Source organism: Acinetobacter sp. 479375 (genome assembly GCF_000581715.1).
In the GTDB taxonomy this organism is placed as follows: domain Bacteria; phylum Pseudomonadota; class Gammaproteobacteria; order Pseudomonadales; family Moraxellaceae; genus Acinetobacter; species Acinetobacter ursingii.
Genome location: NZ_JEZN01000008.1, coordinates 68976 through 82865, shown reverse-complemented (window position 1 = coordinate 82865; position 13890 = coordinate 68976). Strand labels below are relative to the sequence as shown.

At 40.6% G+C, this 13890-nt stretch carries 12 protein-coding genes and 1 pseudogene; 2 read left to right on the top strand and 11 right to left on the bottom strand.

The annotated features are described in order from the left end of the window. Window positions 1-213: 213 nt before the first annotated feature. The 8 genes and pseudogenes from J500_RS08860 to J500_RS08825 form a co-directional block, all read right to left on the bottom strand. Window positions 214-1152: an electron transfer flavoprotein subunit alpha/FixB family protein gene (locus J500_RS08860; RefSeq protein ID WP_004998809.1), complete on the bottom strand. Its 939-nt coding sequence runs from the start codon at window positions 1150-1152 to the stop codon at window positions 214-216. 17 nt (window positions 1153-1169) lie between these two features. Beyond that, window positions 1170-1919 (bottom strand): electron transfer flavoprotein subunit beta/FixA family protein, encoded by a 750-nt coding sequence (locus tag J500_RS08855; RefSeq protein ID WP_004987127.1) that lies wholly within the window; start codon window positions 1917-1919, stop codon window positions 1170-1172. Window positions 1920-2345: 426 nt separating this feature from the next. Next, window positions 2346-3224, bottom strand: coding sequence for a site-specific tyrosine recombinase/integron integrase (gene xerA / locus J500_RS08850; RefSeq protein WP_171063843.1), 879 nt, complete (start codon window positions 3222-3224; stop codon window positions 2346-2348). Between the two features lie 45 nt (window positions 3225-3269). Beyond that, a complete protein-coding gene (locus tag J500_RS08845; protein ID WP_004998814.1) occupies window positions 3270-3890 on the bottom strand; it encodes an alpha/beta fold hydrolase in 621 nt (206 codons plus the stop codon). Window positions 3891-3987: 97 nt separating this feature from the next. Beyond that, window positions 3988-4833: a diaminopimelate epimerase gene (gene dapF, locus J500_RS08840; protein ID WP_004998816.1), complete on the bottom strand. Its 846-nt coding sequence runs from the start codon at window positions 4831-4833 to the stop codon at window positions 3988-3990. 6 nt (window positions 4834-4839) lie between these two features. Next, window positions 4840-6090, bottom strand: coding sequence for a diaminopimelate decarboxylase (lysA, locus tag J500_RS08835; protein WP_004998819.1), 1251 nt, complete (start codon window positions 6088-6090; stop codon window positions 4840-4842). A 24-nt stretch (window positions 6091-6114) separates the two neighbouring features. Next, window positions 6115-6333 (bottom strand): LPS translocon maturation chaperone LptM, encoded by a 219-nt coding sequence (gene lptM / locus J500_RS08830; RefSeq protein ID WP_004987140.1) that lies wholly within the window; start codon window positions 6331-6333, stop codon window positions 6115-6117. A gap of 113 nt (window positions 6334-6446) precedes the next feature. Further along, a pseudogene (locus J500_RS08825) lies at window positions 6447-7826 on the bottom strand (amino acid permease); the annotation flags it as partial. Between the two features lie 312 nt (window positions 7827-8138). Between J500_RS08825 and radA the strand changes: the two are divergent. Together radA and J500_RS08815 are read left to right on the top strand one after the other, a co-directional pair. Beyond that, window positions 8139-9527, top strand: coding sequence for a DNA repair protein RadA (gene radA, locus J500_RS08820; RefSeq protein WP_004998823.1), 1389 nt, complete (start codon window positions 8139-8141; stop codon window positions 9525-9527). A gap of 106 nt (window positions 9528-9633) precedes the next feature. Then, window positions 9634-10638, top strand: a complete 1005-nt coding sequence (locus tag J500_RS08815) for a Tim44 domain-containing protein (RefSeq protein ID WP_004998824.1) — start codon at window positions 9634-9636, stop codon at window positions 10636-10638. Between the two features lie 97 nt (window positions 10639-10735). On the opposite strand, the gene epmA is transcribed toward J500_RS08815, so the two are convergent. From epmA to J500_RS08800, 3 genes are all read right to left on the bottom strand, one after another. Next, window positions 10736-11731 (bottom strand): EF-P lysine aminoacylase EpmA, encoded by a 996-nt coding sequence (epmA, locus tag J500_RS08810; protein WP_004998825.1) that lies wholly within the window; start codon window positions 11729-11731, stop codon window positions 10736-10738. After that, window positions 11728-12795, bottom strand: a complete 1068-nt coding sequence (locus J500_RS08805) for a 4-phosphoerythronate dehydrogenase (protein WP_004998829.1) — start codon at window positions 12793-12795, stop codon at window positions 11728-11730. Before J500_RS08805 ends, epmA begins: the two co-directional genes overlap by 4 nt. A gap of 140 nt (window positions 12796-12935) precedes the next feature. Next, the gene (locus J500_RS08800) at window positions 12936-13820 is read right to left on the bottom strand and encodes a class I SAM-dependent methyltransferase (protein WP_004998832.1); all 885 of its coding nucleotides are present in this window, start codon (window positions 13818-13820) and stop codon (window positions 12936-12938) included. Between the last annotated feature and the right edge of the window lie 70 nt (window positions 13821-13890).

Sequence of the window (13890 nt, the reverse complement as noted above, 5' to 3'; positions counted from 1 at the left end):
GAGTAAATTTATGCTGAAAAAACAGACAGTTCCAAACTGTCATTAGGAATAGAATAAATCAAATACTTAGCGTACATTGTTTTAGAAAATTTGTGAAATATTTAGCAGTCAGAGACCAGAAAAAACCACATTATTTTTTATCATTCTCAATAAAAAACGCTCTTGCGCAATAGATCGCGCAAGAGCGTTTTATCAACTTAACTCAATAATGAATTAAAGTTTAGATACCAATTCTGGCACAACAGTGTTCAAATCACCCACTAACCAGTAGTCAGCAACGCTGTTGATTGGTGCTTCTTCGTCTTTGTTGATTGCAACAATGACTTTAGAGTCTTTCATACCTGCCAAGTGCTGAATCGCACCAGAGATACCGATTGCCATGTAAAGATCTGGCGCAACGATTTTACCTGTTTGACCTACTTGGAAGTCGTTTGGTACGAAACCAGCATCAACCGCAGCACGTGACGCACCTTGCGCAGCACCAAGCTTGTCCGCTAATGGGTCTAGGACTTTATGGTAGTTCTCACCAGAACCAACACCACGACCACCAGAAACAACGATACGCGCAGCAGTTAATTCTGGACGATCAAGTTTTACAATTTCTTCATTTACGAAAGAAGAAACACCAGCGTCAGCCGCTTCACCCACAGTTTCAACCGCAGCAGAACCACCTTCAGCAGCAACTGGATCAAATGCTGTACCACGTACAGTACCAATGATCACAGCTTCATCAGATTGAACCGTTGCAATCGCGTTACCTGCGTAGATTGGACGCTTAAATGTGTTTGCAGATTCAACAGAAATAATATCTGTGATCATGCTGACATCAAGCAATGCCGCAACGCGTGGTAAAATGTTTTTACCTGTTGTAGTTGAAGCTGCTAAAACGTATTTATAGCCACCTTCTTTCACAACATCAGCAATCAGTTTTGCTACATTTTCAGCCAATTGGTTGGCATAAAGTGCATTGTCTGCAAGTAATACTTTGCTGACACCAGCCACTTTAGCAGCAGCATCCGCTACAGATTGAGCGCCTGAACCAGCAACCAATACAGCAATATCACCACCGATTTTTTGAGCTGCTGCAACAACGTTTAACGTCGCACCGTTAAGTGCTTGGTTATTGTGTTCAGCGATTACTAAAATACTCATGATTTTATCCTTCTGTATTAGATCACTTTCGCTTCATTTTTTAATTTTTCAACAAGTTCGTCTACAGACTTCACTTGTACGCCAGCTTTACGCTCAGCAGGTGGCTCAACTTTAACAGTTTTAAGTTTAGTCCCTGTAGCAACACCATAATCAGCAGGTGATTTGGTATCGAGCGGCTTTTTACGCGCTTTCATAATGTTTGGAAGTGCCGCATAACGTGGCTCGTTCAAACGTAAGTCAGTGGTAATAATCGCAGGAAGTGTAAGCTCAACAGTTTGTAAACCACCGTCAATTTCACGAGTCACTTGAACTTTTCCGCCGTCCACTTTTACTTCTGAAGCAAAAGTACCTTGACCTGCGCCAAGCAAAGCAGCCAACATTTGACCGACTTGGTTTGAGTCATCATCAATTGCTTGTTTACCTAGAAGAATAAGTTCTGGTTTCTCTTGATCTACAACACCTTTAAGAATTTTAGCAACTTCTAAAGCGCCAATTTCATCAGTTGTTTCAACCAAAATACCACGATCCGCACCGAGCGCCATTGCAGAACGAATTTGTTCTTGCGCTTCTTTAGGTCCAACAGAAACCACTACGATTTCAGATACTGTTCCTTTTTCTTTTAGGCGAACCGCTTCTTCCACTGCGATTTCACAGAATGGGTTAATTGACATTTTAACGTTAGTAAGGTCAACCCCACTATTGTCCGGCTTAACGCGAACTTTAACGTTGGCATCAACCACACGTTTTACAGCAACAAGAGCCTTCATGTAATCCTCGGCTGTTTCAGCAAGTAAATGTTGAGAAGAGTTATATTAACGCTTCATATTGAATTTTTTAGGTGCTTTATCTTGCAATGTGTTTGGCATTTCGGTCAAGTCACAATTACACCAACCATGCGAAAAAATAATAAAAAGGCTGAAATGGTCAGTTCATTGTTTTTTTTATTGATTGTTTCCCCATGAAATTGCAGCAGTTTTTATGATTTATTAATATTTGATTTATAATATGTTTTATTTTGATTTATTTCATCAGTCTGACTGATAGGCGACTTTTTTGCATAGCTTTTATACAAAAGTACAAATTTATTCAATACTGACTCGTCAGATCAAAAATGTCAGTCCACAATTTTTAAAAAACCTAAACATGTCGAAATGTAACAATAAAACATAATAGGTCGAGTTATCGCAAAATTATTACGCTCTTGGATGCGCTTTATCGTAAGTTTGCGCTAAATGATCAAAATCAATATGCGTATAAATTTGAGTCGTACTCAAATTGGTATGCCCTAACATTTCCTGAACTGATCGCAAATCACCACTGGCACTGAGCATATGACTAGCGAAACAATGCCGTAGTAGATGCGGATGCAAATCGACATTTACCCCTGCGCGTTGTGCCTGAATTTTAACACGGGATTCGATCTGTCGCGGGGTCAGTGCGCCACCATTTTGTGAAACAAAAACTGGACTCACTGGTAATACTTTACCCTTCCAAATCGTATAGATTTTTAACCACTCGATTAAGCTTTGTTTAGCTTTGCTACCAAATGGAATCACCCGCGTTTTATTACCTTTACCAGTTACACGTAAAAGCTGTCGTTTAAAATCAAGATCATTCATTTTCAAACTTTGCAATTCAGCCAAACGTAAACCACTGGAATACAACAATTCAAGCATGGCTTTATCACGTATCCAGAGCTGTTGATCCTTGATTTTTTTAGGTGCAGGTTGATCCAGTATTTGATTGACCGTTTCGATATCAATCATTCCCGGTAAGGGACGCGCTTTACGTTTAAGTTTAAAATCCTCAGTAGGATTCATATTGAGATAATTACTTTGCTGCGCCCATTTCATAAATTGGCGAATCGCCGACAACATTCGCTGGATACTACTACTACTCAAGTTGGATTGTTCAACTTTATAAGCTAGATATTCACGTAAATCTGACGCTTCTATCTCGATCAAATCTAGCTTTTTGACTTCACAAAACATAAAAAAATCAGTTAAATCGCGTTGATAAGCATGAATCGTGTGTTCAGACTGGTTTTGAATGATACGCTCTTTGAGCCACATGTCGAGGAGTTGATGATTATTAATATTCACATCATTGCTCCTAGTTTAATATTCAGTGTTGGTATCCATTTGATTTAAATATAACATAATTTCTTTCGCCACTTGTTCAGCATAGCGATTCGCGAGATCATGTTCTCCACCTTGAATGATCTTGAGCTCGGCATACTGAAAAAGATCTTTCAGATATTGCCCGACAGCAACTGGACTTACTTCATCTTGGTCACCCCAGATCAGTAAAATTTTCTGCTGAATCTGTGCCAATTGAGCTTCATAATTTATTTTAGTGGTCATGAACCAGTCAGGATAATTTAAAAATTCTTTGGCATAACTTTGTCGCCAATCTGCAACGTTAAACTGGCTCAGGTCAATCCCTCCTGAAGTCGCAATCAAGACCAAACCTTGTATCAATTCAGGTTTTTGTAAAGCCGCTGCGACTGCAAAAATGCCACCCATAGATTGAGCAACCAAGATACATGGGCGATCAATTTTATTGAGCACATATTGCTGTAACTGTTCAAAATTATGAATGTCTGGATGTGCAGGTTGATTGGCAAATGCAGGATAAGCAATGATTTGTGTCGTCATCTCTTCGGGTAAATTTTTAATGAGAGGACACCAAAATTCGGTACTGCCTGATGCGCCGGGTAGGAAAATTAAATGTGACATAAGTTGTTTAATATAATAAGTTATTCATTTTAATAGAAAATTAAAAATAAAAAGCACCGCTTGAAATAAGGATGCTTTTATTTTTTAAACCGATACATTAACTTTGAAAATAACGTAAATCCAAACGACCTTCATAGACGGTAGACGTTGGTCCCGTCATCCAAACCACTTCACCTTCACGCCAAGCAATTTGTAACTTACCGCCTGCCAGTTCAACTTCAACTTCATTGGCGAGTAAACCACGGCGCATTCCACTGACTGCTGCGGCACATGCCCCTGTTCCACACGCTAAAGTTTCGCCGACGCCACGCTCAAAAACACGTAGACGTACATGTTTTTCATCCAGAATTTGCATAAACCCAGCATTGACCCGTTGTGGGAAACGTACATGCGATTCAACTTGTGGTCCAATGCTTGCAACATCCGCAGTTAATACATCTGGCACAATGGTCACAGCATGGGGATTGCCCATATTGACCACATCAATTTTTAAGCTTTGATCATTTGCAAGCTCAAGATGATAAAGTGCTTCAAACTCTTCCGTGACAAAAGGAATTTCATTTGGAGAAAATTTTGGAAAGGCCATATTGACTCGAACTAAACCATTTGGTCCCAATTCAGGTTCAACGATGCCCGCTTTGGTTTGCACCTTGATTTTGGTTTTATTGGTCAGTTGGCGATCATGTACAAAACGCGCAAAACAACGAACGCCATTGCCACATTGCTCAACTTCAGAGCCATCTGCGTTGAAAATACGATATTTAAAATCTGCACTTGGAAAATCGGGCGGTTCAACTATCAGAAGTTGATCAAAACCAATCCCAAAGTGACGATCAGCCATACGCTGAATGGTAGTAGTATCCAGATACGCGCGTTGACTGATTAAATCAACCACGACAAAATCATTACCCAAGCCATGCATTTTTGTAAATTCAAGCAACATGATTTTTTACTCCTCAGGTAATAAACGTTCTTTATCCCATAATGATTCAATCGTTTCACGCTCACGAATCAAATGAGCTTGATCTGCATTCACCATCACTTCAGCAGCACGACCACGACTATTATAGTTTGAACTCATGACAAAACCATAAGCGCCCGCACCCAGTACAGCCAAGACATCATTTTCTTTTAATGCCAACTTACGATCTTTGCCTAGAAAGTCTCCAGTTTCACAGATCGCACCGACCACATCCCAAGCTTTTTCTTCAACATCTGTATTGGCATCCACCGACTGAATATCCATCCACGCTTCATATAAAGATGGACGAATCAAATCATTCATCGCAGCATCAATAATCGCAAAATTACGATGATTGGTCGGTTTAAGCAGATCCACTTTGGTCAGTAATACGCCTGCATTGGCACTAATACTACGTCCTGGCTCCATGTAGACTTTCAAGTCCAATTCTTGCAGCGCAGGTTTCAACGCATTGGCATATTCTTCAACGCTTGGCGGTGTTTCATCTTTATAACAAACACCTAAACCACCACCAATATCAATATGTTTGAGGTCGATACCACGCTTTTTCAACTCAGCAATCATCACCATAACACGATCCAAAGCATCGACAAAAGGCTTGGTTTCAGTCAGTTGTGAACCGATATGGCAATCAATTCCCACAACATCTAAATTGGATAAAGATGCCGCGTATTGATAAGTTTCATAAACTGTATCACTTGGAATACCAAATTTATTTTCTTTTAATCCCGTTGAAATATAAGGATGGGTTTTGGCATCGACATCTGGATTAACACGCAAGGAAATCGGGGCTTTTTTCCCAAGTTTTGCTGCAACTTTTTGAATACGATCCAATTCGGCATACGATTCAACATTGAAACAGGCAATCCCGACTTGCAGCGCTTTTTCAATATCTGCTTCTGATTTGCCTAAACCCGAAAATACGATTTTGGCAGGATCACCACCTGCTGCCAACACGCGCGCAAGCTCGCCCCCTGTCACAATATCAAAACCAGCCCCAAGCTTGGCTAATACATTCAACACCGCAAGGTTTGAGTTTGACTTCACCGCAAAGCAGATTTGATGATCGATAAAATCAAAAGCACGATCCATATCCAGATAATGTTTTTCAAAAGCTGCTTTTGAATAAACATATAACGGTGTACCAAACTGTTCGGCAAGCTGAAGCAGTGAACATTGCTCAGCATGCAATATCCCTTGAATGCGGGAGAAACTCATGAATGTATCCTTATCTTTGAGGCTTTAAGGGGATGGTGTAGGTTCTGAAGCTGAGGATTTTTCTTTTTCCTCAGTTGCATTTTTCTGAGCTTGTTGCTCAGCATCTTTAGATGAATACAGTAAATATTTGGCACGTTTGTCATAATTTGGATCAGAAGGTAAATGTAATGCACCTGATTGACCGCATGCTGTGAGCGCAGCACCGCTCAGTAATATACTGATAGAGCAAATGACTTTAAGCATCTGAACACCGAACTTTTACAATTCGGAGCAGTATAGCGTGATCATCTCAGCAGCTAAAGTCTAAACATAAAAAAACGCCAGTTTATACTGGCGTTCTGTGGATTTATTCAGACCTATTTCTTTTTAGCAAAGAAATAACCAATAGCCAAAATAATAAACCAGATTGGACTAACTTTTAATGATTCAAGTGTGGTTTCATCCAAAGCAAGGAAATAGATCGTTGCAAGGAAGAATAAGATCACCACCCAACAAGTAAACACACCACCAGGTAATTTAAAGATCGATTGCTCATGTAGTTCTGGTCTATTTTTACGGTAGTTAATATAACTCCACATAATAATAATCCACACACAGATAAACAAAATGGTCGACAATGTCGTCGCTAATGTAAACGCAGTGACTTCATCATTTGTGCCTGTTTGTACTTTATAAATATACTGGACAAACGCACCAATGAAGATACAAATAGAAGAGAATATTAACGCTTTTGCTGGAACTGCTGACTTAGACAACATGGCAAAGAGTTTTGGTGCTTTTTGATCTGTTGAGAGACCAAACAACATACGGCTAGTCGAGAACACGCCACTATTCATGGATGACATTACAGAAGACAGTACTACCAGATTCATAATAATCGCAGCAGAGGCAATACCCGCTTGTGAGAAGATATTCACAAATGGACTGACTTTAGGATTGATTTGATCCCATGGGGTTACACACATCACCACAAACAATGCCAATACGTAGAAAATAATAATCCGAATTGGAATCGAATTAATCGCTTTAGGTAAATTACGTTTTGGATCCTGTGTCTCGGCAGCCGTCGTTCCAACCAGCTCTACCCCAACAAAGGCAAAAATGGCAATCTGGAAACCTGCTAAAAAGCCATCTAGTCCTTTTGGAAAAAAGCCACCATGAGTCCAAAGATTACTCACACTTGCGGTCGTACCCGAAGAGTTGGTAAAACCTGTAAAAATCATCCACAAGCCCACAGCAATTAACACAATAATTGCTGTGATTTTTACCATGGCAAACCAAAATTCCATTTCACCGAACAATTTTACCGTAACCAGATTTAATCCAAGTACAAATAAAATGGCAACGGTACTAATCAGCAACCCACCCAATGCCGTGAAAGACTCACCGCCATTGAAGAATTCCAGATAATAAATAATGGCGGATAAATCTGCGATCCCAATGGTGACCCAACACAGCCAATACGTCCAACCGACAAAATAACCCGCCCAAGGGCCGATCAAATCAGTCGATAAATCAATAAAAGATTTATATTTAAGATTGGATAACAGTAATTCGCCCAGCGCTCGCATGACGAAAAACACCATGATACCAATCAGGCCATAAATAAAGAGAATAGAAGGACCAGCTAAACTAATGGTTTTACCTGACCCCATGAATAACCCTGTACCAATCGCCCCACCAATTGCAATTAATTGGAGATGACGGTTGGATAAGCTGCGTGAGAGTTCACCTTCTCCAGAATGTGAACCAAAATTTTCATTTGACTTTGTTTTTTTTAACTCTCAAATTTTGTACTTTAAAATTAGCCTAAAACCATTAAAACAAAAAAGTTTTTTTAACTTATTGTTTTATTTTTTTGATAAATAACGCCTATAAGATGTTTTTTTAGACATACTTACTCCATTTTTAAGCTGTAATTGAACTTATCCCTGAGATTGCAGTTTACGTGCCAAAGTATTTTTTGGCGATATTTTCCTGCAAAATTTGTGTTTAAAGTTCCCAATTGTTACATTTCACTGATTTATTAATTCCAAGATGCACTGAATATGAGCAAAGTTAAAACGGTTTATCGCTGTGAACAATGTGGTACAGATCATCCCAAGTGGTCAGGTCAATGCTCAGAATGCGGTGAATGGAATAGTTTGCTTGAAGTGCGTGTTGAACCTGCTTCCTCACATCGTGCTAAACCTAAATTAGGCGGTTATGCAGGTCAAACTTCCGCAGTCACCATCTTAAATCAGATCTCTGTTTCGCATGAAACACGAGTTGCAACAGGGATTGGTGAATTTGATCGGGTACTCGGTGGCGGGCTGGTGACAGGCTCAGTGGTGCTGATTGGGGGCGATCCCGGCATTGGTAAATCGACCATTTTGCTGCAAACCGCAACTTATATGGCCAGTAGTAATAGCTCTGCACTCTATGTAACAGGTGAAGAATCCTTATCTCAGGTTGCATTACGCGCCCAAAGGCTCGACTTACCGACCGATAAACTCAAAGTTATGGCTGAAACTTGTGTAGAACGGATTTGTGAAATTTTGGCTCAGGAACGCCCTGCCGTTGCCATATTAGATTCCATTCAAACTTTATATACAGAAACTTTACAATCTGCCCCCGGTGGTGTTTCTCAAATCCGTGAATCTGCTGCTTTACTCACACGTTTTGCCAAACATAGTGGAACTGCCCTATTTATCGTAGGTCATGTCACTAAAGAAGGTGCTTTGGCTGGTCCACGTGTACTTGAACATATGGTGGATTGTGTTTTGTATTTTGAAGGGCAATCAGATTCACGCTACCGTATGATTCGTGCGGTAAAAAACCGTTTTGGTGCAGTCAATGAACTGGGCGTTTTTGCCATGACCGATAAAGGTTTACGTGAAGTCGCCAATCCTTCGGCTATTTTCTTAAGTCGTTATGATGAAGCTATTCCGGGTTCTATTGTCATGATTAGTCGCGAAGGTACTCGCCCACTTTTAGTCGAAGTACAGGCGCTGGTCGATGATGCACATGGTCAACCACGACGTGTGGCACTGGGTCTTGAACAAAACCGTTTAAACATGTTACTTGCAGTGATGCATCGTCATGGTGGCGTTCAAACTTCTGGACAAGATGTTTATGTTAATGTGGTGGGTGGCTTAAAAATTACCGAAACAGGTTCAGATTTGGCAGTCCTTTTAGCCTGTGCGTCTAGCTTACGTGGTAAAGCCTTACCACAACAATTGGCTGTATTTGGAGAGGTTGGATTATCGGGTGAAATACGCCCCGTTCCAAACGGTCAAGAACGTTTAAAAGAGGCCGCCAAACATGGATTTAAATATGTCATTTTGCCGCGTGGCAATGCTCCGCAAAAGACCGTTGATGGGGTACAAATTATTGCGGTTGCAAGGTTGCACGAAGCATTAACAGAAGCCATGCAACTAAGTGACGAGTTAAATTAAATCGTCGGATATGATTTGACATAAAAAAACATATTTTTGTTATTGAAATTCGTCAAAAAAGCCTGCATAAATACACTTGTAAATTGAATTTATATAGGAATTTTCGATGGAAGTACGACAGCGTAGTTTATTGGCAGGTGTTTTGATGGCCGCTTTGGTCGTTGCACCGCTTGCTGAAGCAAAACGTGCAGGTGGCGGCAAAAGTCATGGTATGTCACGTTCAGCCGCTCCAAGCCAGTCTTACCAACAACCTCGCCAAGTGACTCCTGCACCTCAAACAGCACCTGCTGGTACACCACAGCGTTCTGGTCCGGGTGTTGGTTCAATGGTTGCTGCGGGTGTGGCAGGGGCTGCTGTGGGTGCCGTTGCTGCCAATGCGCTGGCGGATGACCGTCATTCAACTTCTCCTGAGCAACAAGCCACTCAACAGGATGCAGCAGCTCAGGCAAAAGCTGAGCAAGAAAAGAAAAGTGGCATCCCGGGCTGGATCTGGATTATCTTGATTGCTGCGATTGCTTTCTTTATTTTCCGTAGATTTAGCAATAAGCAAAAAGTTGCAGCAAACAATCCGTTTGCACCAAACAATACTGGTGGTTCAGCACCATTTGGGCAAAACACAGCGACAAATCGTTCTGTAGCAAGTGATAGCACCAATATTTTTGGTCAGAATGTTGGTGGCAATACAAATGCAGCACCAACGTCTGCCCCGTTTAGTAGTGCATATACCAATAGTGGTAGTCAGCTTCCTGATGGAACGGAACCTGCAACTTTCTTACGTGTTGCACGCCAGCGTTTTAACCATATTCAATCGGTGAATTCTGCTAGTAATATTGAAGAAATTCGTCGTTATTTGACACCAGATCTTTATAGCTCGATGTATAACGACATTATGGCGAATCAAGATCAGGACGTTGCTGAGTTTAGTAACTTAAATGCAATGGTGGTGGATAGCACAACGGAAAATGGTCAGTATGTGGTCAGTGTTCGTTTCACAGGTACAGTAAGTGAAGATCTGAATAGCTTACCGCAACCCTTCTCTGAAATCTGGCACTTTGTTAAGCCAGCAGGTTCAAGTGAAGATTGGAAAGTGGCTGGAATTCAGCAAGACTAACGTTTCGCTAAAAATAAAGTAAGCCGCATCAGCGGCTTATTTTTTATCTGTGATCTTAATATTAATCATCAGATACGATATTAAAATCACACTTTTACTACGCTATTGTTGCTGGAAAAGCAATCACCTGATCAATACGCATGTTTTCAGTTGCGATCATCAGTAACCGATCGATCCCTAAAGCAATACCCGAACAAGCAGGCATATGTGGTAAAGCTGCCAAAAGATGTTCATCAAGTGGCATTTCGGCTAAGCCTTGTTGTTTACGCTCGAGATTATCCGCTTCAAAACGCTGTCTTAATGTTTGTGCATCCAATAATTCATCATAAGCATTGGCCAGTTCTAAACCTTCAATATAAACCTCAAAACGTGCGGCAACCTGTTCACCGTCATCATCAATACGCACTTTAGCCAGTGATGCCATTTCTGGAGGAAAATCAGTTAAAAATACGGGCGTATCAAAGCCCAGACTCGGCTCAACAAAATGCGAAAATAATAAATCCATATAGGCGAGTCGATCATCGCCCAAATCTAGCGTCAGCCCGACGCGTCGCGCAGTATCTTTTAATTGATTTAGATTGGCTTGCAATGGATTAATATCCAGACGATCCTGAAAAGCATGTTTATAACTGAGTATCATCGGGCGAATCTCATCAAAACGATGATACAAACAACTGTGTAATAAATCAGCCGTTTCATGCATTAAGTCTTTAAGATCAAATTCAGGGCGATACCATTCCAACATGGTAAACTCGCTATTATGTTTACGTCCATGTTCATCATCACGAAATACTTTACAAATCTGATAAATCGGACCACTGCCACTAGCAAGCAAACGTTTCATGGCAAACTCAGGCGAGGTTTGTAAATATTGAATACGCTGTTTGCCTTGAATATGGCGTAATGCACGTACTGAAGCCAAATGCACATCGGTTACCCCTGCCTGAGAAATAATTGGTGTTTCGACCTCCAATACATCACGCTCTGCAAAAAAAGTACGAATCTTTTGATACAGTTTGGCACGCGCTTTAAGTGCTTCAATCGAACAGGTGGGTTGATAATTTTTTAAATTTAAATCCGACTTTTGACTCATGCCACAGGCCCTCCATACGCAGCCCATTCACGGCGCAATGGATATTCTTTTCGTAATCGATCAAAAGCTTGCTGATCGACTTGTCCTTCTTTGACACAAGCACGTAAATGTTGATCGTCACGCTGAATATCATAAATCTCTGTTAAATATCGTTGTAACGCTTGTTTTAAGGATAAATCTTTAAAGTAAGGTTCACCAATCGGGAGTTGTGACTCAAACTGCTTCTCAGCTTTAAAACCGAAATGCTGACAAAACGCCTGATACACCATTTGTGTACCGCGCGCTTTACCTTCCAAACTGTAACCTGCAATATGCGGGGTCACCAAACTAACTAAATCTAGCAACTGCTCAGAAATGACAGGTTCATGTTCAAACACATCCAACACCACTTGACGCTGCGTTTTTTGAATATTTTCAATTAAAGCAGCTTCTTCAATCACAGGCCCGCGCGCACTATTGATCAAAATCGTTTGAGCTGGAATACATGCGAGTCGATCGGCATTAATGAGATGATAAGTCGGATAATCGCCTGTTTTGGTGAGTGGAACATGGATTGAAATGGCATTACTACGTTGTAGTAATTCATCTAATGAAGCATTTTCAATTTGATCAAGCTTTACATAAGGATCATAGCCAATAACGTGCCAATCCAATAATTTTGCCATGTAAGCCAAACGACGACCGACATTGCCCAAACCGATAATACCTAAGGTAAACTGCTGTTTTTGTTGTAAAAGCTCTGGTCTTAAATGTAATAACGCGGTAATGACATATTCTGCAACTGCCTGAGCATTACATCCCGGTGCATTACTCCACGCAATGCCTTGTTGTTGCAGTGCATTAATATCCATGTGGTCTGTACCAATGGTCGCACTGCCTACAAATTTTAATGCGCTATGATCGATTAAAGCATGATCGACTTTGGTCACAGATCGAATAATTAAAGCATCGGCATCTTTGACATCTTCATGCTGCAAATGTCGACCAGCACGATGTTCAACTGTGCCAAATTCAGAAAAAAAATAGTCGGTAAATGCCAGATTTTCATCTGCAATCATCTTCATATACTGTTCCAATCACTCACTGGCATTTATCATAACGCGTCACTCGGTACGTGACTACGCTCGTCATTTATAAATCGAATTTTTTACCAGCATCCATTTTTAAATTTTTATGCTCAATGAATTGTGAAATCTATATTTGCTTATTTCTTGTTTGGTTCTAATATCAAATGCAACATATGGGTCGCAGTGGTATGTCTGATGTGATCTATTCGGGCATAAAAATAACGTTCTGATAGAGCATCGCCAGATAAATCTTCAAGTATTTGAAAACCCATTTGATTCACGAGATCATGCAATTCTAATGAATTAAATTGCCCCATCAATGGTTCGCGTAAGATTTTTGTGAATTGAGCAACAGCTTGAGTTCCTATTTTTTCAATCCCCCGAAGTGAATCAAAATTAATCGAATAATCCAGAACAATTTCACTTTGCTTCGCTGCGAAACTGGCAATACTACTTAAGGTCTGTAAGGTGGTTTCAGGCTGTAAATAGTGCGTTGTACCTAGCCATGAATAAAAAGCAGGACGATCTTGCGTATAGTTACTACGAGCTAGAACCTCTCCCAAAGCTTCCTTTTCAAAATCGATGGCGACAAATTCGACATTGGCAGGAATATCACCCAGTTGTTTAAGTTTTTGGATTTTTAAACGCTGTGTATCGGGATGATCAACCTCAAAAATTTTTAAATCTGGATAATGCTGTGCCAAACGTAAGGCAAATGAATCTAAGCCTGCCCCAACAAGTACATATTGATCAATTCCCTTTTCAATCGCCTGTTGCAATTGATCTTCAGCATAACGCGAACGCCCCACGACCTGAGCTGTTAACAAACCTAACGTTCGATTCAATGCTGGTGAGTTAAAGAATCTATTCACCAAAGGCAAGCTTAATAAGCTTTTCCACGCTTTATTGGTCATTTCAAATGCATAAGCATCGGCAAAAATCGGATCATGCGCGAATAAATAATGATGGGCGCGTAATGCTGCAGCGGCTTCTGCGGTACGACTTGACCTTCCTTGTTTCATGTCATCTTCCTTTGAAAGCAAAATCAAAATAAAAGCAGTCGATTGAAAACAATAGACTGCTTCATTTGAA